The sequence below is a fragment of the Arthrobacter sp. 2MCAF15 genome (assembly GCF_052115605.1).
Taxonomy (GTDB): Bacteria; Actinomycetota; Actinomycetes; order Actinomycetales; family Micrococcaceae; genus Arthrobacter.
Genome location: NZ_JBFRGZ010000014.1, coordinates 31,491 through 57,283 on the forward strand (window position 1 = coordinate 31,491; position 25,793 = coordinate 57,283).

Genomic DNA, 25,793 nt, shown 5'->3' on the forward strand with positions numbered 1-25,793 from the left:
GGTGCGGCAACCGAGAGGCCGCGTTCGGCAAATAGCACGGATTCGGGCGTTGTGCCTGTCGGAAACCGGGTGGATGCCGGGCCCGTGGCACCATGGATCTCGATGAAACTGCGCGCTGATCAGACCGGACAACGTGGCCTCCCCATGCCCCTGGGGCTGCAGGGTGCCCTCGAGTCCGCCCAGGCCGCCGTCATATCCGCCCTCGTGGTGGTGGTGCCGATCGTCATGGTCTGGGCCACGGCCGGATTCCAGCACGGCGGGTTCGACGTCCTGGCACGTCTCGCCGGCCAGGCCTGGCTGCTGATCCACGGCGTCCCGCTGCTGCTGGACACCCCCGGCGCCGGGGCTGCGGCGCACCCGGAATCCGGCACGCTCTCGCTCATCCCGCTGGGCCTGACCCTCATCCCGTTCCTTCTCGCCTGGCGCGCCGGGCGCCGGCTCGCCCGGGCCTCCTACACCGACCAGCTCTGGCAGGCGTTGCTCGGCTCCTGGCTGATGTACGCCGGGTTCGGCCTCGCCACCGGCTTCGTCTGCCGGACGGCCGACGTCGGCATCAGCCTCTGGGCCGCCGCACTCATTCCGCTCATCCCGTTCGGCCTCGGCATGGTGGTCGGCGCCCGCCGGGAGGCAGGTTCGTGGAGCCGGCTGATCGGCGTCGACGCCGTGGCCTGGCTCTCCCGCACCAGCCAGCACTCCCGCTGGGCAGGCTCCTACCTGGGCTCGGCCATCAAGGCAGGATCGGTGGCGCTGATGGCGAGCCTGGCGATGGCGGCGGCGCTGCTCGCCGTCGACCTCTTCATCCACTGGAACCTCGTGGTGGCCGTCTATGAAGGGCTCGACGCCGGCGCCATGGGCGGCTCCGTCCTCACCATCGTGCAGCTGGGCTTCCTGCCCAACCTCGTGGTGTTCGCGCTGGCGTGGATCTGCGGCTCGGGGTTCGCCCTGGGCGTCGGCTCCCTGGCCGGCCCGCTGGGGACCGCCGTGGGGCCGCTGCCGTCCGTTCCCGTGTTCGCCGCGCTGCCGGCAGGCTCGCTCGACTTCGGTTTCGTGGCCCTGGTGGTGCCGGCGCTGGCCGGGACGCTGGCGGGCTGGTGGTTCCTGCGCGAAGGAGAGAACCACTTCGACGAGTGGCTCTCCATCAAGATCCGGGCCCGCTGGTTTACCGCCGCGGCCTCCACCCTGGTCCTGGGCGCCGTGATCGGCTCCGTCGCAGGGCTGCTCGCGGCGGGCCTGGCCTGGCTGGCCCGCGGCTCGGCCGGCATCGGGAGGCTGACGGAGATCGGGCCCGACCCGCTCCGCACGGCACTGTTCGTGGCCGCGGAGGTGGGGATCGGCGTCGTGATCGGCTACGCGGCCGGACCCTGGCTGGAACGCCAGCAGAAGCTGCGCGAGGCAGACCTGGAAACGGTCAACGGCCGCTGACGCGGGCTTTGGCTTCACCGCTTGCTCAACTGCTGGGGGAGTTGTTGGCGCAACTTTTCCGGCCTACGCGAGCGGCCCCATAAGCTAGGACCATGCGCATAGTTGTCCTCGTTTCCGGCACCGGCTCCAACCTCCAGGCAGTTATCGACGCCGTGAAGTCCGGCGCGCTCGACGTCGAGATCGCCGCCGTGGGCGCCGACCGACCGGGGACGTTCGGGGTGGAGCGCTCCGCCGCGGCGGGAATTCCCACGTTCGTGGTGGACTTCAAGGCCTACCCGGACCGTGGTGCCTGGAACGCGGCCCTGACCGACGCCGTCGCCGGCTTCGCCCCGGACGTGGTGGTGTCCTCGGGCTTCATGCGGATTGTCAGCGCGGACTTCATCGATGCCTTTGGCGGCAAATACCTCAACACGCACCCGGCGCTGCTGCCGGCCTTCCCCGGCGCCCACGGTGTCCGCGACGCCCTGGCCTACGGCGTGAAGGTCACCGGCTGCACGGTGCACTGGGCCGATGCCGGCGTGGACACGGGACCCATCATCGCGCAGGAAGCCGTGGCGATTGGGGACGGCGAATCCGAGGAATCCCTGCACGAGCGCATCAAAGTCGTCGAGCGCCGGCTCCTGGTCTCAACCCTGGCATCCCTGGCCAAAGCCCACACCCCGGCCCGGCCCGCCTGATCCGCCTGATTCCTGGGCCTGATCCGCCTGATTCCTCGACCCGACCTGCCTGTTTCCCTGGACTAGCCCGCCTGATTCCCCCGATGCGCTATCACTTGCGGTTGCCTCCAGGGCCTCGTGACCGCTTGACGTGATAGCGCATCGGGTGGGGGCGCGTCATTCGAGCCGGCGCTGCTTGGTTTCGGGGGCGAAGAACGCCATCCACAGCACGGAGAGCAGCACCAGTCCGCCGGCCAGCGCGAACGACGTCGCGAGCCCCAGTTCCGGCCACAGGATGGCCGCGAAGATCAGCGGACCGAAGCCGGCACCCAGCCGGGAGAACGTCGAGGCCCAGCCAAAGCCCGAGCCGCGCAGTTCCGTGGGGTACAGCTCGGAGACGTAGGCGTAGAGCACCGGGATGGCCACCTGGACCACAAAGCCGAACACCAGCAGCCAGAACACGGCCGCCGTCGGGATGTCCACCACGATCGCCACAATCACCAGCGTCAGCGCGGAGAGCGGGCCCGTGATGGCCAGGATCCACTTCCGGCCCACCCGCTCCACCAGCAGGGCGGCCACCACCACGCCAAGGAGCCCGACGGCGGCCATCGACGCCGTCGTCAGGAAGGCCTTGTACTCCTCGAACCCGGCGCCGATCAGGATCCGCGGCATCCACGTCAGCGACAGGTAGTAGACCAGCAGGATGCTGAAGAACAGGGCCCATGCCGCCGTCGTGATCTTCCAGTTGAACTGCCAGAGCGCGCGCAATTGCGTCCAGGCGCTGCCCGCCGAGAGGCGCGGCGCGTCCTGCGGGGCGGGCAGGCTGTAAACCCGGGGCTCGGCGCCGGTGGCCTCGACCAGGCCGTCGATCACCTTCGCGGCCTCATCGCGGCGGCCCTTGCGGATGAGGAACAATGGGGATTCCGGCACGCTGCGGCGGACCCAGAACACCAGCAGTGCCGGCAGCACCATGACCAGCATGGTCAGCCGCCAGTCCGCGAACGCCGCGACCAGCCCCGCGGAGACGAACCCGCAGAGGGCGGCGCCGATCGGCCACCAGCCATCCATCGCAGTGAGGACCCGGCCGCGATTCTTGCGGGGTGTGAACTCGCCCACCAGCGCATAGTCCACCGGGATGCAGCCGCCCAGGCCGAACCCGGCCAGGAAACGGAACAGGACAAACCACATGAAGTCCGGGGAGAACGCGCCGAGCACCGTGAAGATGGAGAAGATCAGCAGGGTCGCGGTGAAGGCCTTTTTGCGCCCGATGGTGTCCGCGATGGTGCCCCAGACGAAGGCGCCCAAGGCCATGCCAATCAGGTTTGCCGTCCCGATCCACGCGGCATCGCCCGGGCTCAGGGACCAGTGCTTGGACAGCAACGGAATGAGGATGCCGTTGAGGGTGACGTCCCAGGCATCGAACATGAAGCCCAGTCCGCCGATCAGGAAGATCCGGCCTTGGACCTTCCACCGCCACGGCAGTTCCTGGACCACCTGTTCGCCGCTGGGCACAGTGGTGTACGTGTTCATTTTGGCCTCCTGCTTTAACCCTACGTGGCCCGGCCGCGGCCCGGGTGTGCTTCACACTCCGGCGCGCGGGATGGCCACGCGCCGGGACGCGATAAACTGGCCGCATCCCCACCACCCGCGGCCCGCCGCGATATAAGACGGAGACTTTTGTGAGCTTCACGCAGCTTGACCGTGTATCCATCGACCGAGTGCCCATCCACCGGGCACTGATTTCGGTCTACGACAAGACCGGTCTGGAGGAGCTCGCTCGGGGCCTGCACGCAGCCGGCGTCAAGATCGTCTCCACCGGCTCCACGGCCAAGAAGATCGCCGCCGCGGGCATCCCCGTGCAGGAGGTCGAGGAAGTCACCGGCTCACCGGAAATGCTGGATGGCCGCGTCAAGACCCTGCACCCGCGCGTGCACGGCGGCATCCTCGCGGACCGCCGCGTCCCGGCCCACATGCAGACGCTCGCGGACATGGAGATCGAGCCGTTCGATCTCGTCGTGGTCAACCTCTACCCGTTCGTGGAGACCGTGAAGTCCGGTGCCGCGCCGGACGACGTCGTCGAGCAGATCGACATCGGCGGTCCCGCGATGGTGCGCTCCGCCGCGAAAAACCACGCCGCCGTCGCCATCGTGGTGGACCCGGCCTCCTACGGCGCCGTGGTGGAGGCGGCCGCCTCGGGCGGCTTTGACCTGAAGACCCGACGCCGGCTCGCCGCCAAGGCGTTCGCGCACACCGCGGCCTACGACACCGCGGTGGCCACCTGGACCGCCAGCCAGTTCCGCGACGAGGACGGCGACGGCGTGATCGACTGGCCCGCCTACGCCGGCCTGGCCCTGGAACGCTCCGAGGTGCTGCGCTACGGCGAAAACCCGCACCAGCAGGCCGCACTGTATGTGGACACGGCCGCCCCGGCCGGCATCGCGCAGGCGGACCAGCTGCACGGCAAGGCCATGAGCTACAACAACTTCGTCGACGCCGACGCCGCCCTGCGCGCCGCCTTCGACTTCGCCGAGCCCGCCGTCGCGATCATCAAGCACGCCAACCCCTGCGGCGTGGCCGTGGGTTCCGCGTCCGCGGCGGACCCCATCGCCGACGCCCACGCCAAGGCCCACGCCTGCGATCCGGTGTCCGCGTTCGGCGGCGTCATCGCCGCGAACCGCACGGTCACCGCCGAAATGGCGCGCACCGTCGCCGGGATCTTCACGGAGGTCGTCATCGCGCCGGACTTCGAGGACGAGGCTGTCGAGATCCTGTCCAAGAAGAAAAACATCCGCCTCCTGGCCCTCCCCGACGGCTACGGCCGCTACCCGACCGAGTTCCGCCAGGTCTCCGGCGGCATGCTGGTGCAGGCCACGGACAAGGTCGACGCCGACGGCGACAACCCCGCCAACTGGACCCTCGCCGCGGGCGGCGCCGCCGATGCCGCCACCCTGGCCGACCTCGCGTTCGCCTGGACCGCCTGCCGCGCAGCCAAGTCCAACGCCATCCTGCTCGCGGACAACGGTGCCGCCGTCGGCATCGGCATGGGCCAGGTCAACCGGCTCGATTCGTGCAAGCTCGCGGTCGAGCGCGCCAACACCCTGGGCGTCACGGTGGCGTCCGACGTCGAGGGTGCTGGCGGCGCTTCGAATGCCGACGCAGCCGGTTCGCCGGAGCGGGCCCGCGGCGCCGTCGCGGCGTCCGATGCGTTCTTCCCGTTCGCCGACGGGCTGCAGATCCTGATCGACGCCGGTGTGCGCGCCGTGGTCCAGCCCGGCGGATCGGTCCGCGACGAGGAAGTCATCGCCGCGGCCAACGCCGCCGGCATCACGATGTACTTCACGGGAGCCCGCCACTTCTTCCACTAGGCCTAGATCCTGCAGGGTCCGGTCCGGCCGGGCCTGATTCCGCCGGGTCTGGTCCCGCCGGGCCTGGTCCCGCCGGCCTGGTCCCGCCGGGCCTGGTCCCGCCGGCCTGGTCCCGCCGGGTCTGGTCCCGCCGGGCCGCACAAAGAATGGACATGCCCTCCCTCATCCTGAGGACATGTCCATTTTTTGTGCCCAAGAGTGGGTTGGTGGCCTGCCCGCGGAACATGCCCATTCTTTCCGCGGGACATGCTCATTTTTCGTGGCAAGGGGTGGGCATATGGGGATTATGTCCAGGCCTCGGCGTGAGGCGAGGGCATGTCCTGCTAAATCTGGCGTGGGCAGGGCCAACCCGGGATCATGCTCATTCTTAGGGCAGGACATGCTCATTGTTCCTGAAGCACAGGAGCCCAGCTGGGAGGACGTGCTCAATTTTCGCGGAACCAGGGAGCCCGGGAGCCCAGCCCGGAGGGACACGTCCATTTTTTATGTCCAAGAGTGGGTTGGTGGCCTGCCCGCGGAACGTGCCCATTCTTTCCACGGGACATGCTCATTTTTCGCGGCAAGGAGAGGACATAAGGGGATATGTCCAGGCCTCGGCGTGAGGGGAGGGCATGTCCTGCTAAATCTGGCGTGGGCAGGGCCAACCCGGGAACATGCTCATTCTTAGGGCAGGACATGCTCATTGTTCGTGGCAACGGGTGGGCATATGGGGGATATGTCCAGGCCTCGGCGGGTGGGGAGGGCATGTCCCGTGGAGACGCGCCGTCGTGAACCAAAAAAACCAGCGCGGGGCCACTGCGGTCTCCTCACTGCTGAAGATGGGCCGCAAGTAACCCCGCGCTGGGGCATCAAGCTGGGGTATCAGGCTGGGGTAACAAGGTGGGCTAATCAGGCTTGGGCAACAAAGCTTGGATGCCCGGACCTGGAGTAACACTAGGGGTACCAAGGCCGGGCATCGACATCCACGGAATGCACGGGCCCGGCGCGAACCGGGCCCGTGCACCCGGAGGCTAGGAAGCGGCGGCCGTGGTGTAGGCCTGCTGGATCACGCTGCCCCAGTACGGGCCGTACATGGTGGTGGAGTTGGTGCCGTAGCCGTAGCTGTTGATGGAGTTCTGGTAGCCCGAAGCGCTGGTGCCGATGAACCACGGTCCGCCCGAGGATCCGCCGGTCATGTTGCAGGGGATGCCTTGGGTGTTGAACTGTGGGTTGTAGGGATCGTTGGTGGCCGTGCCGGAGCAGCTCTTGAGGGATTCACCGTTGAACGGGGCCGCGGCGGGGTAGCCGAACGACTTGTAGCTCAGGCCGCGGGCGGCGTTGAACTGCAGCCCGGAGGCGCCGACGACGTCGCTCAGGTACTGGCCGTTCAGCGTGGACATGACGGCGAAGCCGGTGTCGTAGGTCATGTCGCCGGAGGAGCTCCACTGGGTGGGGGCGTAGAGGGCCTTGGCCGTCCACTTGCCGTAGGGCGAGGCGCCGTTGAGGTACGCCGGGACGAACGTGAACTTGGTGGCGAAGGCGCCCGGGCCCTCATTCACGCAGTGCCCGGCCGTGGAGACGGTGCTCTTGTTGCCGGAGGACACCGCGTTGCCGGAGCAGACATAGTTGGTCCCACCGAGGGTGAAGAAGACCTTGCCGATGTGCGGGACGGGGGATTCGCTCGCATTGGCCTTGGTCTGCGGCGTCTGCGTCAGCGCCGGCTGGGACTGCTGCTTCGGTGCGGTCGCCTCGACGGTACTCGGGGCGGCACCCTCCAGCAGTGCCGCCGCGGGCTTGGCCGCGGCCTTGCCGTTCCGTTTCATGGCCTTGTCCGCCAGGACGTCGCCGGGGACGGCGTTGCGCATGCGGTCCGCGGTCCAGTAGTCGGCCGCGCCGGTCTCTGTGACGGTGTGGCTGGTGACATCGGATGTGGAAACCGGTGCCTTGGCCGGGGCTGGGGAGGCGGTGGCCGCCCCCGCGGCACTCAGGGCCAGCAGCGCCGCGGCCGAAAGAGTCAGCAGGCTGGTGGCCAGAGTCTTGGGTGTTCTCATGGGTGTCCTAACCGGTGGAAATACGGGGCGGCCGCTGGTGGCGGCCGCTGGATGGAACGAAACTACGGCAATTTGACTAATCTGTAAAGTCAGTTGTCAATTCTTGTTAATCCGCATGAAGGGTGTCACGCATCCGTCCCCGCACGACGCCGGTAGGCGTCAACGGGGGCACCTCGGGTAAGTTAGGGGTGTTGAGATAACACAAGATTCCGGAAATACCCAGACCTTCAGGGAGACGCCCGAGCAATGGCAAAGATTATCTATACCCACACCGACGAAGCGCCGATGCTGGCCACCTATTCGTTMTTGCCGATCATTGAGGCGTTCGCCTCGACGGCCGGTGTGGAAGTGGAGACCCGCGACATCTCGCTGGCCGGCCGCATCATCGCCGCATTCGGCGACTACCTCACCGAAGAGCAGCGCGTCAGCGACGCCCTGGCCGAGCTTGGTGCCCTTGCCAAGACGCCCGAAGCCAACATCATCAAGCTGCCCAACATCAGCGCCTCCGTGCCGCAGCTGAAGGCGGCAATCGCCGAACTCCAGGGCCACGGCTACGCGCTGCCGGACTACCCGGACAACCCCTCCTCGGACGAGGAAACGGACATCCGGTCCCGCTACGACAAGATCAAGGGCTCCGCCGTGAACCCGGTCCTGCGCGAAGGCAACTCGGACCGCCGTGCCCCGCTCTCGGTCAAGAACTACGCCCGCCAGAACCCGCACAGCATGGGTGCCTGGACCCCGGAATCGAAGACCAACGTGGCCCACATGGAGGCCGACGACTTCCGCGCCAACGAGAAGTCCGTGGTCATCGACGCGGACACCAACATCAAGATCCAGCTCGTCAAGGATGACGGCACCGTCAAGGTCCTCAAGCGTGCCTTCCCGGTCCTGGCCGGCGAGGTCATCGACGGCACGGTGATGCGCGCCGCCGCCCTGGACACGTTCCTGGCCACGCAGGTTGCCCGGGCCAAGAAAGAGGGCGTGCTCTTCTCCGCCCACCTGAAGGCCACCATGATGAAGGTCTCGGACCCCATCATCTTCGGCCACGTCGTCAAGGCCTACTTCGCGGACCTCTTCGCCACCTACGGCGAGCAGATCGCCGCCGCCGGACTGAGCCCGAACAACGGCCTCGCCTCCATCCTCAACGGCCTCGAGGACCTGCCCGAGGAAATCCGCGGCGACGTCCAGGCAGCGATCGAAAAGGGCCTCAACGACGGCCCCGAACTCGCCATGGTCGATTCCGACAAGGGCATCACCAACCTGCACGTTCCCTCCGACGTGATCGTCGACGCCTCGATGCCGGCTATGATCCGCAGCTCCGGCCACATGTGGGGCCGCGACGGACAGGAAGCCGACACCCTGGCTGTCCTCCCGGACAGCAGCTACGCCGGCATCTACCAGGTCGTGGTCGACGACTGCCGCGTCCACGGTGCCTTCGACCCCACGACCATGGGCACCGTCCCGAACGTTGGCCTCATGGCCCAGGCCGCCGAGGAATACGGCAGCCACGACAAGACCTTCGAGATCCAGTCCGCCGGCACCGTGCAGATCGTCGACGACGCCGGCACCGTGCTGATCGAGCACCAGGTCGCCCCCGGCGATATTTGGCGCGCCTGCCAGACTAAGGACGTGCCGATCCGTGACTGGGTCAAGCTGGCCGTCACCCGTGCCCGCGCCTCCGCTACGCCGGCCATCTTCTGGCTGGACAAGGGCCGCGCACACGACGCCCGGATGATCGCCAAGGTGGAGGAATACCTCAAGGACCACGACACCGAGGGCCTGGAGATCGCCATCATGTCCCCGGAGAAGGCCACCGCCTTCACCATCGAACGCATCCGCAAGGGCGAGGACACCATCTCGGTGACCGGCAACGTGCTCCGCGACTACCTCACGGACCTCTTCCCGATCCTGGAACTGGGCACCAGCGCCAAGATGCTCTCCGTTGTGCCGCTCATCAACGGCGGCGGCCTGTTCGAGACCGGCGCCGGCGGATCCGCCCCGAAGCACGTCCAGCAGCTGCTGAAGGAAAACCACCTGCGCTGGGACAGCCTGGGCGAATTCCTCGCGCTGGCCGTCAGCTTCGAGCACCTCGCCACGAGCACGGGCAACGCCCGCGCCCAGGTCCTGGCCGACACCCTGGACCGCGCCACCGGCACATTCCTGCTCGAGGACAAGTCCCCCAAGCGCAAGGCCGGCGAGCTGGACAACCGCGGCAGCCACTTCTTCCTGGCCAAGTTCTGGGCCCAGGAACTGGCCCGCCAGGACGACGACGCCGAGCTCGCCGCGGCCTTCGCCGCCGTTTCCGGCGCACTGGACTCCAATGAGGACACCATCACCGGTGAACTCCTGGCAGTGCAGGGCTCCCCGGTGGACATCGGCGGATACTACCGTCCGGACGCGGCCAAGGCCTCCGCGGTCATGCGCCCCTCGGCCACGTTCAGCGAAGTGCTTGCCACGCTGACAAAATAGCGGCGCCACTGCCCAGGCAAAGGAGCGCTCAGCCAGAGCCCGGCAGTCCCCGGCTCACCGCCACGCAGAACGCCCCGTCTCCCACAAGGGAGGCGGGGCGTTCTGCTGCCCGTCCGGACGCACAGACGGCGCGCCAGGTCAATGCGAACTCTGGTCAGCGTTGCTGGTCCTGGCCGAAGGGCGGCTCGGGAGCAATGTCGGGGTCGGCGTCCACGCGTTCGAAGGCAGGCTCCGCGCTGTAGCCCACTTCTTCTTGGAGCGGCACGGCGGTGGTGGCGCCCGGAGCGACGCCGTCCACGCGTCCGCGCCATCCGCCCGTCTCGGCGCCGCGCCCTTCAATAAAGAGCTTGAACTTCTTCAGGTCGGCAGCAACCTGGCGGGAATCGAGGCCGATCGCCGCGCCGATCTTTTCCGCTGCCGAGTCCGGCTCCCACCTCAGCTCTACGTTAACCTTCGTTTCGGCGTCGCCGAGGTCCTCGAACCAGACGGTGCCGGCGTTCCGTGGTTCATCAAGGCTTTCCCACGACACGCGCTGGTCGGGTTCCTGTGTGGTGATCCGCGCGTCATATTCGCGCCGGACTCCACCGATGCTGGTCTTGAAGTGGACGGTGGTGTCGTCGAGTTGCTGAACGGATTCCACACCGCTCATGAAGAGCGGAAATTCCTCGAATTGCGTCCACTGGTTATAGGCCTGGCTCAGCGGAACATTGACTTCAATGGATTCCTGAACAGTTGCCATGCAGGGGTCACTCCTTCGATTGGCGGGCGGCAGCCCGCGATTCTTGGTCGTTGACCGGCATAAAGCCGCGTTCCCTCACGCTAGCGGCCTTTGGCCAAAATAGTAAGCAGGCTGACGACAGTGACGACGAATCAGCCGTTGCCCTTCCCTTTTTCCTTCCCCTTGGCCTTGCCGCTGTTCGCCGGGGCGGGGGCAGGAACGACGGCGGCCGGTGCCGGCGCCGCGGCAGCTGCAGCTGCCGCAGCAGCCGCGGCGGCCTGGGCTGCGGCTTCTTTCTCGGCCGCCAGGCGGGCTGCCTCGGCCGCGGCCTGTTGCGCGGCAAGGTCCGCCCGGACGGCGTCGATCGATGACTTGATGCTCTGGTGGCGCTTGAAAGACACCTCGCCGCTCGCGGCTGCGGCATCCAGCCCGGCCAGCAGCTCATCAAGCCTTTTCAGGGAGCCCGCGGGGTCGTTGGAGGCTGCAGCCTCGCTGACCGCCAGGACCTGGGACTGCAGCTGCCTCGCCGCGTCGCGGCCCAGCTCGGGGGCCGGGGAGCCGCAGCCTGCCAGTGCCCCCGCCAGCAACAGTCCGGCGAGCAGGCCTGCGGGCCATCTGTACGGCGACCCGTGGCGGTTCCGCCCGGCGATGCGCGATTGGCTCATGGTTCCACGCTCTTCTGGAGATCCTTCAGATGATCGCCGAGCGGCCCCGTGACGGTGGGGTAGGGAACGACGTCGGGGGCAGCAGGGGTAGAGAAGGAGATCGCAATCGCTGCCCCAACGGCAAGCACGGCCAGCGCGGCGAGCACAACAGCCAGCCGGGCGCGGCGCCCGGCACCAAGAAACCATGCGGCCCCACGGGAAAACGGACGGCGGAAGCGATGGCGTGGCCGGGCCGGCAGCGCTGCAGGGTCCAGCACGTTCAGGGGGCGCGTTCGCGCAGCAGCCCAGGCTCCGGGCCGGGGCGGGCGGGGCGGCCTCGCCGGCGGGGCGGGGAGGACCCTGGTGGGTTCCGTCTTGACGGGCCCCGGCACGGACCCGGGGGAAACGAGGGCGAAGCGGAAGGCTGATTCGAGATCGGCAGCAGAGGGGCGGGCCATCGGGTCGAGGTCGGTCATGGCCCGGATAATCCGGGCCCACTCGGCGGGCACGGCGTCCGGAATGGCGGGTGCGCGGTGCAGACGGGCCACCGCGGACTCGACGGCACTGCCCGGGTACTCCACTTCGCCCTTGAGGCATTCGAGCAGGACCAGGCCCAGGGAGTAGATGTCACTGGCCGGTCCGAGGTCGGCGCCGCGGGCCTGTTCCGGACTGAGATAGGCAGCGGTTCCCACCATGGTTCCCGTGGCCGTCAGCCGGGTCCCGTCGATGATCCGGGCGATGCCGAAGTCTGTGAGCTTGGGCCGAAGCGGCTCGCCCGGCCGGACCGGCACCAGGAGGATGTTGGCGGGCTTGATGTCCCGGTGGATGATGCCGAGGCCGTGAACATACGCGAGGGCGTCCGCCGTCCCTGCGCCGATCACGGCCAACTCCTCCAGCGGCAGGGGACTGTGTCGGACACGGGTCCGCAGGTCCTGGCCGTCCACGAGCTCCATGGTCAGGAAGGGCCGGGGCTCATCGGGAATCCGGGTGTCCGTCCCGGCGTCGAACAGCGTCACCAGACTTGGATGGTTCAGGGTCGCCAGGAGTTTGATCTCTGCTTCCTGGCGGCGCAGCTCGTCTGGATCGGCCGACTGTGGTGCGAAGAGTTTCAGGGCCACGTCGCGGCCAAGGTTGAGGTCCTTGGCCGTGTAGACCGAGGCCATGCCACCCCGGCCAATCACCTCGCCCAGCTGATAGCGCCCGCCCAATGGCTCCGCCGCGATGCTGTTGGGCGAACTGTCCACGATGTCCCCATACCTTCCGTGTGCGCACCGGCGGCGCACTTAGAGAATGATACGGGGACGGATTCCGCTTCCGCTGCGACCGGGAGACCGACCGGCCGCGCCAGTCCCGGCATGGAAGCGCAGTTCTAGACGTATTGCATGGCCTAATTCTGCCGATCCGCTCATCCGCAGGGCCTTACCGCCGGAGCCAGTGCTTGCCGTTGGGTCCCCCAGCGGACCCAACGACCTCGCTCCGGCGGTTACAAGACCTCAACGGGAGCGGGGCATGCGTTACGGCGGCCGCGGTCTGCACCCGGGACGCGGACGCGGACCGGAGCGTTCCTGGTGCGCGGGGGAGTGCAGTCCATCCCGGAACGGCCCGGATGCGGGCAGGGACGCGGGGAACGGTGAAGGCGCTGACGGTGAAGGCGCTGACGGGATCAGGCCGGAAGCATTTGGGGTGCCGGAAACCCGGCGGCGGACGGTGGAGTCCATGGGGAGTTCTCCTGGGTGACTGTTAGCGGGCGGCCAAGGCAGCCCGACGGGCCGTGCTCTGTGGAGGCAGAGACGGCCCGATTAGTCGGGAGAAGAACCCGGATCAGCGCAAACGGCTGAGTACTCGTGCTGGAGCGGACCGCTGATGGGGTCGGCACCTGTCGTGGGCAGGCTGAAGAACAGGCTGGGCATCCACGCCGCCGTTCCTGTTGGCCCGTTGGCCGTGTGCCCGCTGCCGGACCCGGAGCCCGGAGCAGGCGGGAGTGCGTCAGGCACAGGCAGGCCCGTACCGCCATGCCACGGGCTCGGACCCGGGTTGCCGGCGGGAGCCGGTGGCTCGCCCGTTCCGGCGGGAGGCTCCGCCGGAGGGGCGGCGCCTGCCGCAACCGGTGCCGCCGCGGGGCGTCGTTCAGGGACCAGCCAGGCAGAATACGCCACCGGGGCACGGTAGGCCGCAGGTAGAGCGGCCGTCCCGGAGCCACCAGACGCCGAAGGTGCCGGCGATGTTGCCTCGGCCGGACCCGTCTTTCCGGCGGCCGCCTTTGCCGTGCCTGCATTTACTGCGTCCGGGGTTGCGGTGCCCGCGTTGGGTGTACCCGCGTTTGCTGTGCCCGCGTTTGAGGACCCGGCGGTGGGGTTGCCCGCCGACGGCGATGCGCCGTCGACAGCTGCAGGAGTCCCCGCCGGGGTCCCTGCCGGTGTCGCCGCCGGGTCGCCGGGCAGAGGGACCGGATCGGGAATCGGGACCGCGGGGTCCACCACCGGCGGATCGACGACGGGAGACGGGGCCGAGGGGTCAACGACCGGCGGGACAATTCCGGGGTCCGGGACGGCAGGAACCGCACCCGGGACACCGGGGTCCACCACCGGCACGGTTGCCGGCGGGGTGACTATTGGTCCGGGGAGCGCGGGTGCTGGCGCCGTTGGGTCTGTGTTGGCCGGGTCCGTGCCGGCCGGATCCACGTCGCCCGGCTGGGTCGCGGGCGGCGGCGCGTCTGTGACTGCGGCGTCGGCAGCGGCGGGCTCGGCCGCGGCGGCAACCTGCAGGCAGGGAACGGCGCCCGCCGACCACGTGTGCGCCGGGGCCGGGGCGATGTCCAGGGAGACCAGGCCGTCGAAGGCCGGAACGGGGAGGTCGTCCGCGTCCGCGCAGCCGGCGGCGGGCGCTGTAGACCCGGCGTACTCCGCCGGCCCGGGGAACGTGCAGGCGTCATCCGCCTGCGCGGCGGCGGCGGAGAGCGTCAGCCATGCGGCGCCGGCGACGGCCGCCAGGAGCACGCGGCGCACGGGGCGCAAGTGGCCCGAGGGGCGCAGGATGCGGCCCGCGCGGAAGGACGCAGCTGCAGGTTCCATGCGCGCACCCCCGCTCCCGGAAGACTGGACGATTGCCTACAGGGTAAGTCGGCCCCCAAGGAGAGTCCAGAGTAGAGCCGAAACTGTGCGCAGACTGAGACACTTGGCATGCAGCCGGTTCCGACGCCCGCGGGCCCGGGTCAGTGGGCGTCGTTCGGGTAGCTCACTCCAAGTTGCGCGCGGACACCGTCGAAAAGCCGCATCGTGTTCAGGGAGTCCTCCAGCGGCATGACCGGGCTCTCAGTGAGTCCCTGCTGGATGCACCGGGTGACCTCGCGGAGCTCGTAGGTGTAGCCCCGCCCGACCACCGAGAACTGCTCGGTGCGGGGATCGTCGAAGCCGATCCTGATGAGCAATTCCTTGGGGTTGTTGATGGAGCCGGAGGCCTGCAGATAGCCCTGGCTGCCGGCGACCGTGGCCGTGCGGGGTCCATGCGCCAGCAGCGAGGACGTCAGTTGGGCCTGGGCGCCATGGTGGTAGCCAAGGGTCAGGGCGTTCTGGGCGTCCACGCCGTCGTCGTTGAGCCAGCCGGTGGCGCTGACGGTTTGCGGGAACCCCAAGGTGCCCAGAGCCCAGAGCAGCGGGTACACCGTCAGGTCCAGCAGGGCGCCGCCGCCGTCCTTGGGCGACCAGAGCCGGGAAGCGGGGGAGTAGGGCGCCGGGAAACCGAGGTCGGCGCCGACCCATTTGACCTCGCCGATCTCGCCCGAGGCAGCGATCTCGAACGCCCGCTGCATGCTGGGCAGGAACCGGCTCCACACCGCCTCCATCAGGAACAGGCCCTTTGCCCGGGCCACAGCGATCAGCTCGGCGGCCTCCCGGGCGTTGACGGTGAGGGCCTTCTCGCACAGCACATGCTTGCCGGCGTTGAGGGCTGCAAGGGCGATCCGGTGGTGGTGGGCGTGCGGCGTGGCGACGTAGACGACGTCGACGCCGTCGTCCGCCAGCAGGCGGTCATAGCCGCTCACCCCGTCCCCGTCACCGTAGGCGCGGACAAAGCCGTAGTCGGCTGCAAAGGCATCGGCCGCCTCCTGGGTGCGGGAGCTGACGGCGTAGAGTTCCGCATCGGACAGCAATTCAAGGTCGCGGGTGACGGCGGCGGCGATCCCGCCGGTTGCGATGATGCCCCAGCGCAGCCTGGCGCCGGTGGCTGTGCGGGGATCCTGGTCCGGCTGGCTGAACAGCCACGGCTTGGCGATGAGGGCAGACATGGTGCCATCTTCTCACCCGGGGGCGGAAGGTCCGCGCTGTCGCCGGCCCTGGCACGCCGGAGGATAAACGCCGGAGGTTCGACGCCGGGCGTTCAGTTCAGGGGTTCAGGTAAGGGGTTCAGTTCAGGAGGTGTAGTTCGGGCCGTTCGACGCCGGAGCCGCGGGCGGACCCCCAAGGCCCGCCCGCCGCTCCGACGCCGGRACGGCGCCGCAGCCCCGGCGCCGGAGAGGCGCCGGGCGGACCTCAGCCGGTGACGGCCACCGTCGCCCGGGGCCGGACCGATTCCTCCGTGAGCCGGCCCTGCTGGAGCCGGAAGCGCCGGTCCGTCTTGTTGGCCAGGGCGCGGTCGTGGGTGACCACGAGGATGGTGGTGTTGTGGTCCCGGCTGAGCGTGCTGAGCAGCTCGATGATGTGCTCACCGGTCTGCTCGTCCAGGTTGCCCGTGGGCTCATCGGCCAGGATCAGCTTGGGTTCGTTGGCCAGCGCCCGGGCGATCGCCACCCGCTGCTGCTCGCCGCCTGAGAGCCGGTTGATGCGCCGCACGTGCTTGTCCGGGTCGAGCTGGACCTGTTCGAGCAGCGCCCGGGCGCGTTCGGCCCGGACGGACTTGCGCACCCCGGCAAACTCCATCGGCAGCATCACGTTGTCCACGGCCGAGAGGTTCGGAATCAGGTTGAACTGCTGGAACACGAATCCGATGTCACGGCGGCGGTAGTTGGTCAGCTTCCCGTCCGGCATGCTGGCCAGGCTCACGCCGTTGACCACTACATCGCCGCTGGTGGGCTTGTCCAGGGCTCCGAGCAGGGAGAGTAGGGTGCTCTTGCCGCTGCCGCTCTTGCCCACGATCGAGGCCAGCGTGCCCTGTTCGAGCTCGAAGCTGACGTCGTTCACCGGCTTGATGGTCCGGTCGCCGGACTTGAACGTGCGGACCAGGTTCTTGACTTCGATCATGGCTATTCTCCTCGGAGGACTTCGATGGGACGGATGCGTGCGGTGAGCAGGGCCGGGACGAGGGCCCCGATGATGGCGACGCCGAACACCGCGGCGATGCCGGCGGCGATGACGCCGGGGGAGGCGCTCGCCGTCACGGAGGTCAGCAGCTGGCTCGCCCCGCCGAGGGGTCCGCCCTGGCCGCCGGGGAACCCGCCGGCGAAACCGCCCGGGCCGCCGCGCTGGCCGGTCGCCGCGCTCGTGCTGGAGCTGCTTGAGCTGATGAGGGCGCTGGCGATGCCGCCGCTGGCAAAGGAGGCGACGGCCGCGCCCACCACGCTGCCCAGGGCCACCAGGACCAGGGCCTCGAGCACAAACTGCAGGCCGATGGTGCGGTTGGGGGCGCCGATGGCCTTCAGGACGCCGATCTCGCGGCGGCGTTCGCGGACCAGCATGACCATGATCAGCAGGATGATCAGGCCGGCGGTGCCAAGGGCGGCGACGAAGGCGATGAAGGAAATGTTCTTGACGCTGTCCAGCGAGCTGACGGCGGTCTCAAGGTTCCGCTGTCCCTGGGTGACGTCGGCCTTGTCCGAGCCCAGGGCCGCCTGGAGGGCGGTCTTGGCGGCGTCGACGTTTTCCATGCTGTTGACGGTGACGATCATGGTGGAGAGTTCGTCCGGCAGTGCGGCGAGGGTCTGGGCGGTCGGAAGCGTCACGTAGAGGGCGTTGTTGCCGAAGGCGGTCCCGGCGTCGAACAGTCCCTTGACGGTGAACGTCTGATCGGCGATGGTGAAGGTCGAGCCGACGCCAAGGCCGTTCTTGGTGGCCAGCGTGGTGCCCAGCAGGGCGCCGGTGGACGCGGCGGTGTAGTCGCCCAGGCCAGTACCCTGGGTCAGCTGCAGGGCCTTGCCGGTGGAGTCCACCTCGGCGCCGATGCCCGTGGCCGTGACGGGCAGCGAGAACGTGGGCGCCGCGGCCGTGCCGCTGCCGGTTGTGCCAGTTGTTCCGGAGGTGCCCGAGGTGCCGGTACTGGCTTGGTTACGGTTGCCGAGCGTACCGGCGTCGACGGCGGCCGTGAGGCTCGTGGTGACTGATGTGGCCGACTGTCCACCGGGGCCGCCCTGGCCTGTGCGCCCGGACGCGGCCTCGGCCGCAATTTCGGCGGCGTTGCGCAGGCGCAGCGCCTTGGTGCCGACCACGCTGCTGACGTTCGGGACCGCGGCGGCGGTGGCCGCCTGCGCCGAGGTCAGCGGTTCGCCGCCGCCCTCGAAGCCCTGGCCGCCGGCCGGATTCACGGTCAGAACCGTGCCCACCGAGGCGTTCAGCTCGGCGACCTTGCCGGTGACGGCCTGGTTGGCCACGAGCATGGCAAGGGCAAGGCCGATGGCTACGGCCAGCACGGCCACCACGGCGGCGGTCCTGACCTTGTTTCGAAAGGCGTTGCCTACACTCCGGGCAAGAACGCTCACGGTACTCCTATGTGTCTGTTGCCGGACCCAATGCCCGGCGCTGGTCCCACAGTGGTACGGGCCGCTGTGCGAACCTCCCGGCGAAGCTATGGATCCGCTGTGAAGCGCAGTCAACGCAAGAGCCCCGGCCCTCCCTTGCGGGAGAGCCGGGGCTCTTGTGCCTGTCCGGCGCCCGTGGAAGGGGCGCCTGGCTAAGGAACTACTGCTTGGTGATCGGTCCGAGTACCGGATCGTTGGCGTAGGCCGTGTGCACGTTGGCCTGTGTCACGATGACCGGCTCAAGCAGGTAGGCCGGAACAACCTTGACCGTGTTGTTGTAGGACTTGTCGTCGTTGATCTCCGGCTTCTTGCCTGCCTGGATGTCGTTGACCATGACGATCGAGTGCTCAACGAGCGCGCGGGTGTCCTTGTTGATGGTGGAGTACTGCTCGCCCGCCATGATGGACTTGACGGACTCAACCTCGGAGTCCTGGCCCGTGACAACCGGGATCGGCTTGCCGGCGGCCTTGACCGAGGTGATGATCGCGCGGGCCAGGGTGTCGTTCGGGGACAGTACGCCGTCCAGCGATGCAGTGCCGTAGGTTCCGGCGAGCAGGGTGTCCATGCGCTTCTGGGCGTTCTCTGCCTTCCAGCCCTGGGTAACTGCCTGCTCGAAGGTCGACTGGCCGGAGAGGACCTTCAGCGTGCCGTCGTCGATCTTGGGCTTCAGGACGCTCATGGCGCCGTCGAAGAAGACCTTCGCGTTGGCGTCATCAGGGGAACCTGCGAACAGCTCGATGTTGTACGGGCCGTCCGGCTTCTTGGCCTTCATTCCGTCCAGCAGGGCCTGGCCCTGGAGTACACCGACCTTGAAGTTGTCGTAGGCCACGTAGTAGTCCACGTTCGGGGTGTTCAGGAGCAGACGGTCATACGCGATGATCGTGGCGCCGGCGTCCTTGGCCTGCTGGAGCTGGGTGCCCAGCTGCGCACCGTCGATGGCGCCGACGATGATGACCTTGTCGCCCTTGGTGATCATGGCGCTGATCTGGTTCTGCTGCTCCGAAACGCCGCCGTTGGCGAACTGAACATCCGGCTTGTAACCGGCCTTGGTGAGGCCGTCGTTGAACAGCTGCTCCGCCAGGACCCAGTTTTCCGAGGTCTTCTGGGGAAGTGCGACGCCGATCGCGGAGCCCTTGGGGAACGCCTCGCCTCCGGTGGTTGAACCGCCGGTAGTCCCGGTGTCCGAACGGCCGCAGGCTGTCAGCGCCAGTGCCGCAATAGCAGCGATTGCTGCTGCCTTTCCTGCTTTACCAATCATTCGCATTGCTTGGTTCACTTTCTTTTGGTGGTGTGCGGAGAACTATGGGAATTCGGGGCCGGGGGAGTGAATCAGATCCCCCGGGAGATGACCTCTTTGGTCTGGGTGGTTTCGTCGGCCTTGATCTCGCTGCTGCGGCCGAAGTTCTTCATCAGCATGCCGATGACCGACTTCTTGCTCTGGGTCTTGTTGTAGACGTCGAACGCGACGGCGATCAGCAGGACCAGGCCCTTGATCATCTGGGTGAGGTCGGCGCCGACGCCCAGGAGCTGCAGGCCGTTGTTCAGCACGGCCATGACCAGGCCACCGATGATCGAGCCGATCACGGTGCCCACGCCGCCGGTAACCGCGGCGCCGCCGATAAACACAGCAGCGATGGCGTCCAATTCCCAGCCGACGCCGTCGAACGGCCCCGATGCGGTGGAGCGGCCGACGAAGATCATGCCTGCGAGGCCGGCGAGGATGGACATGTTCATCATGACCAGGAAGTTGACCTTCTTGGACTGGACGCCGGAGAGCTCGGCGGCGTGCCGGTTGCCGCCGACGGCGTAGATGTGGCGGCCGATGACCGTCTTGGAGGAGATGAAGCCGTAGATGAGGATCAGGACGGCGAGGATCAGGCCCGGGATCGGGAACGAGGTGCCGGGCCGGCCGGTGGCGAAGAGGTACGTGGCGTAGAGGATGGCGCCGCAGACCAGGACCAGCTTGAGGATGCTGATCCAGGCTTCGGGAACATCGGCGCCGAGTTCCTTGGCGGCGCGGCGGGAGCGGATCTCGCTGAAGATCACGTACGCGACGGCCAGCAGGCCAATCAGCAGGGTGAGGTTGTTGTATCCGGTCTTCGGGCCGATCTCAGGCAGGTAGCCGGAGCCGATGTACTGGAAGTCGCCGGGGACCGGGATGGTGTTCGACTTGCCGACGAACTGGTTGGCGCCGCGGAAGATCAGCATGCCGGAGAGCGTGACGATGAACGCGGGAATGCCGACGTAGGCGACCCAGAATCCGTGCCAGGCCCCGATCAGGACGCCCAGCCCCAGCCCCATCAGGATGCCGATGTACCAGGGCATTCCCCAGTCGCGGATGAAGAGGGCAACGCAGACGCCCACGAAGGCCGCGACGGAGCCGACGGAGAGGTCGATGTGGCCGGCGATGATGACCAGCACCATGCCGATGGCGAGGATCAGGATGTAGGAGTTGCCGTTGAAGAGGTTGATGACGTTGCCCGACGTGAGCGTGCGGCCCTCCGTGAAAATCTCGAAGAACACGATCAGCGCAACCAGGGCGAAGATCATGCCGAATTGACGGGTGTTGCCGCCAAAGAGCTTCTTGAGCGCGTTCATTGTTTCAGTCCTTGTTTCCGGGTAGTTCGGCTAGTTCTGGATGGTCCCAGTGGGCGATGCAGTCTTGCGGGCGGACGTCATGAGCTTCATGAGGTTTTCCTGGCTGGCTTCGTCCTTGGTCAGCACGCCGGTGATGGCGCCTTCGAAAATCGTGTAGATCCGGTCTGAGAGGCCCAGCAGCTCGGGCAGTTCCGAGGAAATGACGATCACGGCTTTGCCCTCGTTGGCCAGCCTCTGGATGATGCCGTAGATCTCGTACTTGGCACCGACGTCGATCCCTCGGGTGGGCTCGTCCAGGATCAGCACGTCCGGGTCGGTGAACATCCACTTCGCCAGCACCACCTTCTGCTGGTTGCCGCCGGAGAGCTTTGCGACGCCTTCCTCCACCGAAGGGGTCTTGGTCCGCAGCGACTTCCGGTATTCCTCCGCGACGGCGTATTCCTTGTTCTTGTCCACCACGAAATGCTTGCTGATCTTTCGCAGGTTCGCCGAGACGGTGGTCGCTTTGATGTCATCCAGCAGGTTCAGGCCCAGGGATTTGCGGTCCTCCGTGACGTATCCCAGCCCGGCGTCGATTGCCTGGCGGACGTTCTTGAGCTGCAGTTCCTTGCCGTCTTTGAAGACCTGGCCGGAGATGAAGCGGCCGTAGGAGCGGCCGAACACGGACCGGGCCAGCTCGGTGCGGCCGGCCCCCATCAGGCCGGCGAAGCCGACGATCTCGCCCCGGCGGACGAAGAAGCTGGAGTTCTTGCAGACCAGGCGGTCCTGGACCTGCGGATGCCCGACGTTCCAGTCCTTCACTTCGAAGAGCACCTCGCCGATCTTCGGCTCGTGGTCCGGGAACCGGGATTCCAGCGTCCGGCCCACCATGCCCTTGATGATCCGGTCCTCGTCGACGCCGTCGGCCTTGACGTTCAGCGTCTCGATCGACTTGCCGTCGCGGATGATCGTGATCTCATCGGCGATCTGTTCGATCTCGTTGAGTTTGTGGGAAATGATGATCGAGGTGATGCCCCGGCCCTTCAGGCCCAGCATCAGGTCCAGCAGGTGCTGGGAATCGGATTCGTTCAGTGCGGCGGTGGGCTCGTCCAGGATCAGGAGCTTCACGGACTTGTTCAGCGCCTTCGCGATTTCCACGAGCTGCTGCTTGCCGACGCCGATCTCCTTGATCGGGGTGTCCGGGTCCTCCCGCAGCCCCACCCGGGCCAGCAGTTCGGTGGACCGCAGCCGGGCCTCGGCCCAGTCGATCACCCCGCGCTTGGTCGGCTCGTTGCCGAGGAAGATGTTCTCCATGATGGACAGTTCGGGGATGAGCGCGAGTTCCTGGTGGATGATCACGATCCCGGCGTGCTCGCTGGCGCGGATGTCCTTGAACTCCTGGACCTCGTTCTGGTAAACGATGTCGCCGGTGTACGTGCCGAAGGGGTAGACCCCCGACAGGACCTTCATGAGGGTCGATTTKCCGGCGCCGTTCTCRCCGCAGATGGCGTGGATYTCGCCTGCCTTCACCCGCAGGCTCACATCGGCCAAAGCTTTAACGCCGGGGAACTCCTTGGTGATGGAGCGCATCTCGAGGATTAGCGGCTCACTGTGCGTGTTGAGGGACGTCATCTGCCCTTACGCCTCCAATGCATGACTTCGTTGTCCGCCCCTGCAAACCGCAGGGCCGTCTGATGGAAAAGTAAACTGGATCACGCCCTTGTCGTCAAGTCTTTAACGCAACGGGCGGATAACAAAATGATTAGTTGCGCCGGATTCCCGCGTGTTGGAAGACCAGAGCCGTGGCTCCGAGGGCCTCCGCGCGGTCGCCCAGGGACGACATCGTGAGGGTGGTGGTCTCGCCGATCACCGGCACGGCGTGGCGAATCAGGCCGCGCCGGATGGGGTCCAGGAGCAGCTCGCCAAGCCCCGCCAGCGGGCCGCCGACCACAATGACTTCGGGGTTGATCAGGTTCGCCACGTTGCCCAGGGCGCGTCCGACGGCGAGGCCGGCGTCGTCCACCACGCGGAGTGTCGCGGAGTCCCGTTCCAGGGCCTTGCGGACGATGTCCCCGGGCGTCAGGGGCCGGTCCTCGCCGCGGCTCAGGAGCTCGATCATGGTGGTGGTGGAGGCGATGGTTTCCAGGCAGCCGCGGTTCCCGCAGCGGCAGATCAGCCCGTGTTCATGGATGGTGGCATGGCCGATTTCGCCGGTGATGCCGACGTTGCCGTAGTAGGGGGCGCCGTTGAGGATCAGGCCCGCGCCAATACCCGAGCCGATCTTGAGGAACATCAGGTTGCTGATGCCGCTGTGCGGCCCCCACGTGACCTCGGAGAGGGCGCCCAGGTTGGAGTCATTGTCCACGAATACGGACAGTTGCAACGCTTCTTCTAGGCGTTTGAGGATGTTGATGCCCACCCATTCGGGCAGGATCGCCCCCTGTGCCACAGTGCCGGTGCGGCGGTCGATGGGGCCGGGGATTCCGACGCCGGCACCCACCAGGGCGCTGCGCTCTACGCCGCTGTCCGCGAGCAGCCGGTCCAGCACTCCGACGGCGGCTTGGATGCCTTCCTCGGCGTGGTGGCCCAGGGGCAGCAGGACCGACTCCTCGGCGATCACGTGATAGCTGAGCGAGGCCAACACCACGCGCAGGTGGCGCCGGCCAAAGTCGATCCCGACGGCGACCGCTCCGTTGCTGTTGAGCCGGACGTTCAGGGCCCGGCGCCCGGAGCTGGTGATGGGCTCGGTCGAGGCGAGACCGGCGTCCTGCATGATCTTGACGATGTTCGAGACCGTGGCGGTGGAGAGGCCTGTCTGCCGGGCCAGTTCTGCCTGCGTGGACGGTCCCGCGAGGAGGCATTCGATGATCCGCTGCTGGTTCAGGTGCCGGAGGGCGGACTGCGATCCCGGGTTCTTGGTTCGGCTCCTCGTTGAGCGCGTTGGTGAGGGCATGCTATGAAGCGTGCCGTATCCGCGGCTTGTAGTCAAGAAGTTAACGCAACGGTAACGGCCGCCTCAGCCGCCGCGGACCTCAGGCGCCGTGGAGTTCGCGGTGTGCCCGTGCCAGTTCCTGGTAGTGCTCCGCGTTGTGCTGGACGCCGGCGAACTCTTCGTCGCTGAGTTCGCGCCGGACTTTGGCCGGAACTCCTGCCACCAGCGAGCGGGGCGGGATGACAGTGCCCTCCAGCACCACGGCGCCGGCGGCGATGAGGGACCCCGCGCCAATCACGGCCCCGTTGAGGATGGTGGCGCTCATGCCGATCAGGCAGTCGTCCTCGACGGTGCAGCCGTGGACAACGGCGCTGTGGCCGACGCTGACGCGTGCCCCGACCGTGCAGGGGAAGCCGGGATCGGCGTGCAGGACCACGTTGTCCTGCAGGTTGCTGCCCGCGCCCACGGTGATCGCGGCGGTGTCGGCCCGGACCGAGACACCGTAGAAGGCGCTGGAGTTCTCGGCCAAGGTGGCGTTGCCGATCACGGAGGCCGTGGGTGCGATGAAGGCGGAGTCATGGACGGCCGGGGCGGTGCCGGCGAATGCGTAGAGGGGAGCCATGCCATCAGCCTAGGACACCTCCCGGCTGCCACCCCCCCCAATGCCGTTGAGCTGTCAGTTGTGGTCCCTTTAAGGGCCTCTGGACCGCCACAAGTGATAGCGCAACGGGAAGGATGGGTCAGGCGGGGGCGCGGAGGACCGTGAAGCCCGCGCCGCGGTTGTGGCCCTCGCTGCGCGGGTCGTGGACGGGGAGGACGACGGCGATCGGCGCGCCGGGTTCCGCCACGCGCCCCAGTTCGCGGACGACGTCGTCCCACTCCCCGGGGGCCAGGCCCGCCAGGGCGTCCACCGCCCACACCGAGGAAAACGCGGCGTCGGCGAACGGCAGCGATTCCGGGCTGGCCACCGAGGCCTCCAGCCCGTGCGCCCGGGCGACGTGGATGTTCTCCTCGGAGGAGTCCACGCCGGTGAAATGGATGCCGGACTGTACAAAATGCAGCCCGTCGGCGCCCCGGCCGCAGTCCAGCCCCAGCACGCCGTGCCGCCCCTCGGACTTCAACAGCGCCACAAACGATTCGAGCCGGTCCCGCCGGGTGGATCCCATAGTCCTAGTGAAGGACCGGTTTCAGTTAAAGACAACCGTCCGGTTGCCGTCGAGCAGGACGCGGTGCTCGGCGTGCCACTGCACGGCCTGGGCGAGCGTGCGGCCCTCCACGTCGCGGCCCATCTGGACGAACTGCTCAGCGGTGCGCCGGTGGTCCACGCGGATGACTTCCTGCTCGATGATGGGGCCCTCATCCAGGGCGGCCGTGACGTAGTGCGCCGTGGCGCCGATGAGCTTCACGCCGCGGGCGTGCGCCTGGTGGTAGGGCTTGGCCCCCTTGAAGGAGGGCAGGAACGAGTGGTGGATGTTGATGGCCTTACCCGTGAGGTCGGCGCACAGCTCGTCGGAGATGATCTGCATGTACCGGGCCAGCACGGTGAGCTCGATGTCGTGCTCTTTCATCAGGACCCGGAGGGCGTCTTCTGCCTGGACCTTGGTGTCCGGGGTGACGGGGATGTGGTGGAACGGGATGCCGTAGAAGTCCGCCAGACCCTCAAGGTCGCGGTGGTTGGAGACGATGGCCGGAATCTCAATCGGCAGGGTGCCGGAGCGCTGCAGGAACAGCAGATCGTTCAGGCAGTGCGCGGACGTGCTGGCCATCAGCAGGGTGCGGACCTTCCGGCCGGCCGGGTTGAGGCTCCACTGCATTCCGAAGGCCTGCGCCACGGGTTCGAGCGCCGCCTGCAGCTCCGCCAGGGACGCCGCCGTGGTCGCCTCCACCCGCATGAAGAAGGTGCCTGTGCCCTGGCTGCCGTACTGCTGGGAGTCTGTAATATTGCAGCCCGCCACCAGGAGGGCCCCGGCGACGGCGTGCACGATTCCGGGCCGGTCGGGGCAGGAGAGGGTGAGGATATAGGAGGCAGTGAGGTTCTGGTCAGTCACGAAGAACAGCCTACCTGCGCTTCAGGGGCAGTTTTGAAAGGGTTTTGGTAGTGTTAACCCGTCGCAACTGGCGTTGGATGGGCTAACCATCAGGGAGCGGCACTCACGAAGACCACGGATCGTACGCCTGGGCCGAGGGTCATGTTTTACCGGTCGGCAGCACCAGCGCTGCCACGGCCGTTGCAGGCTCCCACGCGGGTGCCATCCG

At 67.6% G+C, this 25,793-nt stretch carries 20 protein-coding genes and 1 riboswitch; of the genes, 4 read left to right on the forward strand and 16 right to left on the reverse strand.

Translation table 11 applies throughout. The features are described 5' to 3' along the window. Positions 1-102: 102 nt before the first annotated feature. Both AB4089_RS15785 and purN read left to right on the forward strand, forming a co-directional pair. Entirely contained in the window at positions 103-1,422 is a 1,320-nt protein-coding gene (locus AB4089_RS15785) for a cell division protein PerM (protein ID WP_441410222.1), read from the forward strand. Positions 1,423-1,514: 92 nt separating this feature from the next. Further along, positions 1,515-2,099: a phosphoribosylglycinamide formyltransferase gene (gene purN / locus AB4089_RS15790; protein ID WP_441410223.1), complete on the forward strand. Its 585-nt coding sequence runs from the start codon at positions 1,515-1,517 to the stop codon at positions 2,097-2,099. Between the two features lie 156 nt (positions 2,100-2,255). On the opposite strand, the gene AB4089_RS15795 is transcribed toward purN, so the two are convergent. Next, entirely contained in the window at positions 2,256-3,608 is a 1,353-nt protein-coding gene (locus tag AB4089_RS15795; RefSeq protein WP_441410224.1) for an MFS transporter, read from the reverse strand. Positions 3,609-3,757: 149 nt separating this feature from the next. On the opposite strand from AB4089_RS15795, the gene purH reads away from it, so the two are divergent. Then, positions 3,758-5,443, forward strand: coding sequence for a bifunctional phosphoribosylaminoimidazolecarboxamide formyltransferase/IMP cyclohydrolase (purH, locus tag AB4089_RS15800; RefSeq protein ID WP_441410225.1), 1,686 nt, complete (start codon positions 3,758-3,760; stop codon positions 5,441-5,443). Between the two features lie 1,010 nt (positions 5,444-6,453). On the opposite strand, the gene AB4089_RS15805 is transcribed toward purH, so the two are convergent. Continuing rightward, a complete protein-coding gene (locus AB4089_RS15805; RefSeq protein ID WP_441410226.1) occupies positions 6,454-7,473 on the reverse strand; it encodes a trypsin-like serine peptidase in 1,020 nt (339 codons plus the stop codon). 246 nt (positions 7,474-7,719) lie between these two features. Between AB4089_RS15805 and AB4089_RS15810 the strand changes: the two genes are divergently transcribed. Continuing rightward, positions 7,720-9,942 (forward strand): NADP-dependent isocitrate dehydrogenase, encoded by a 2,223-nt coding sequence (locus tag AB4089_RS15810; protein WP_441410227.1) that lies wholly within the window; start codon positions 7,720-7,722, stop codon positions 9,940-9,942. A 154-nt stretch (positions 9,943-10,096) separates the two neighbouring features. Here the strand turns inward: AB4089_RS15810 and AB4089_RS15815 are convergent, their stop codons facing one another. The 14 genes from AB4089_RS15815 to purU form a co-directional block, all read right to left on the reverse strand. Then, the gene (locus tag AB4089_RS15815) at positions 10,097-10,681 is read right to left on the reverse strand and encodes an SRPBCC family protein (protein WP_441410228.1); all 585 of its coding nucleotides are present in this window, start codon (positions 10,679-10,681) and stop codon (positions 10,097-10,099) included. A gap of 131 nt (positions 10,682-10,812) precedes the next feature. Further along, positions 10,813-11,325, reverse strand: a complete 513-nt coding sequence (locus tag AB4089_RS15820; protein ID WP_441410229.1) for a mucin-associated surface protein — start codon at positions 11,323-11,325, stop codon at positions 10,813-10,815. Continuing rightward, a complete protein-coding gene (locus tag AB4089_RS15825) occupies positions 11,322-12,551 on the reverse strand; it encodes a serine/threonine-protein kinase (RefSeq protein WP_441410335.1) in 1,230 nt (409 codons plus the stop codon). The genes AB4089_RS15820 and AB4089_RS15825 overlap by 4 nt, the downstream gene beginning before the upstream one ends. 552 nt (positions 12,552-13,103) lie before the next feature. Next, positions 13,104-14,375, reverse strand: a complete 1,272-nt coding sequence (locus AB4089_RS15830; protein ID WP_441410230.1) for a hypothetical protein — start codon at positions 14,373-14,375, stop codon at positions 13,104-13,106. Positions 14,376-14,515: 140 nt separating this feature from the next. Beyond that, a complete protein-coding gene (locus tag AB4089_RS15835) occupies positions 14,516-15,586 on the reverse strand; it encodes a Gfo/Idh/MocA family protein (protein WP_441410231.1) in 1,071 nt (356 codons plus the stop codon). A 244-nt stretch (positions 15,587-15,830) separates the two neighbouring features. After that, the gene (locus tag AB4089_RS15840; RefSeq protein ID WP_441410232.1) at positions 15,831-16,538 is read right to left on the reverse strand and encodes an ABC transporter ATP-binding protein; all 708 of its coding nucleotides are present in this window, start codon (positions 16,536-16,538) and stop codon (positions 15,831-15,833) included. A gap of 2 nt (positions 16,539-16,540) precedes the next feature. After that, positions 16,541-17,989, reverse strand: a complete 1,449-nt coding sequence (locus AB4089_RS15845; RefSeq protein WP_441410233.1) for an ABC transporter permease — start codon at positions 17,987-17,989, stop codon at positions 16,541-16,543. 199 nt (positions 17,990-18,188) lie between these two features. Continuing rightward, positions 18,189-19,292 (reverse strand): substrate-binding domain-containing protein, encoded by a 1,104-nt coding sequence (locus AB4089_RS15850; RefSeq protein WP_441410234.1) that lies wholly within the window; start codon positions 19,290-19,292, stop codon positions 18,189-18,191. 65 nt (positions 19,293-19,357) lie between these two features. Continuing rightward, on the reverse strand, positions 19,358-20,626 hold the full coding sequence (gene mmsB / locus AB4089_RS15855) for a multiple monosaccharide ABC transporter permease (protein ID WP_441410235.1): 1,269 nt from the start codon (positions 20,624-20,626) through the stop codon (positions 19,358-19,360). Between the two features lie 30 nt (positions 20,627-20,656). Further along, entirely contained in the window at positions 20,657-22,237 is a 1,581-nt protein-coding gene (gene mmsA / locus AB4089_RS15860; RefSeq protein WP_441410236.1) for a multiple monosaccharide ABC transporter ATP-binding protein, read from the reverse strand. A gap of 130 nt (positions 22,238-22,367) precedes the next feature. Beyond that, complete coding sequence (locus AB4089_RS15865) at positions 22,368-23,558, reverse strand: ROK family transcriptional regulator (RefSeq protein ID WP_441410237.1); 1,191 nt, start codon at positions 23,556-23,558, stop codon at positions 22,368-22,370. Positions 23,559-23,637: 79 nt separating this feature from the next. Beyond that, complete coding sequence (locus tag AB4089_RS15870) at positions 23,638-24,159, reverse strand: gamma carbonic anhydrase family protein (protein ID WP_441410238.1); 522 nt, start codon at positions 24,157-24,159, stop codon at positions 23,638-23,640. A 118-nt stretch (positions 24,160-24,277) separates the two neighbouring features. Beyond that, positions 24,278-24,703, reverse strand: a complete 426-nt coding sequence (locus AB4089_RS15875; RefSeq protein WP_441410239.1) for a class I SAM-dependent methyltransferase — start codon at positions 24,701-24,703, stop codon at positions 24,278-24,280. Between the two features lie 21 nt (positions 24,704-24,724). Then, positions 24,725-25,585: a formyltetrahydrofolate deformylase gene (gene purU / locus AB4089_RS15880; protein ID WP_441410240.1), complete on the reverse strand. Its 861-nt coding sequence runs from the start codon at positions 25,583-25,585 to the stop codon at positions 24,725-24,727. 53 nt (positions 25,586-25,638) lie between these two features. Further along, a riboswitch (ZMP/ZTP riboswitch) is annotated at positions 25,639-25,725 on the forward strand. The last annotated feature ends 68 nt before the right edge of the window (positions 25,726-25,793 follow it).

Coding starts and splice junctions, on each gene's coding strand:
- AB4089_RS15785 (WP_441410222.1), top strand. CDS start 103: ATGAAACTGCGCGCTGATCAGACCGGACAACGTGGCCTCCCCATGCCC.
- purN (WP_441410223.1), top strand. CDS start 1,515: ATGCGCATAGTTGTCCTCGTTTCCGGCACCGGCTCCAACCTCCAGGCA.
- AB4089_RS15795 (WP_441410224.1), bottom strand. CDS start 3,608: ATGAACACGTACACCACTGTGCCCAGCGGCGAACAGGTGGTCCAGGAA.
- AB4089_RS15805 (WP_441410226.1), bottom strand. CDS start 7,473: ATGAGAACACCCAAGACTCTGGCCACCAGCCTGCTGACTCTTTCGGCC.
- AB4089_RS15815 (WP_441410228.1), bottom strand. CDS start 10,681: ATGGCAACTGTTCAGGAATCCATTGAAGTCAATGTTCCGCTGAGCCAG.
- AB4089_RS15820 (WP_441410229.1), bottom strand. CDS start 11,325: ATGAGCCAATCGCGCATCGCCGGGCGGAACCGCCACGGGTCGCCGTAC.
- AB4089_RS15830 (WP_441410230.1), bottom strand. CDS start 14,375: ATGGAACCTGCAGCTGCGTCCTTCCGCGCGGGCCGCATCCTGCGCCCC.
- AB4089_RS15835 (WP_441410231.1), bottom strand. CDS start 15,586: ATGTCTGCCCTCATCGCCAAGCCGTGGCTGTTCAGCCAGCCGGACCAG.
- AB4089_RS15840 (WP_441410232.1), bottom strand. CDS start 16,538: ATGATCGAAGTCAAGAACCTGGTCCGCACGTTCAAGTCCGGCGACCGG.
- AB4089_RS15850 (WP_441410234.1), bottom strand. CDS start 19,292: ATGCGAATGATTGGTAAAGCAGGAAAGGCAGCAGCAATCGCTGCTATT.
- mmsB (WP_441410235.1), bottom strand. CDS start 20,626: ATGAACGCGCTCAAGAAGCTCTTTGGCGGCAACACCCGTCAATTCGGC.
- AB4089_RS15865 (WP_441410237.1), bottom strand. CDS start 23,558: ATGCCCTCACCAACGCGCTCAACGAGGAGCCGAACCAAGAACCCGGGA.
- AB4089_RS15870 (WP_441410238.1), bottom strand. CDS start 24,159: ATGGCTCCCCTCTACGCATTCGCCGGCACCGCCCCGGCCGTCCATGAC.
- AB4089_RS15875 (WP_441410239.1), bottom strand. CDS start 24,703: ATGGGATCCACCCGGCGGGACCGGCTCGAATCGTTTGTGGCGCTGTTG.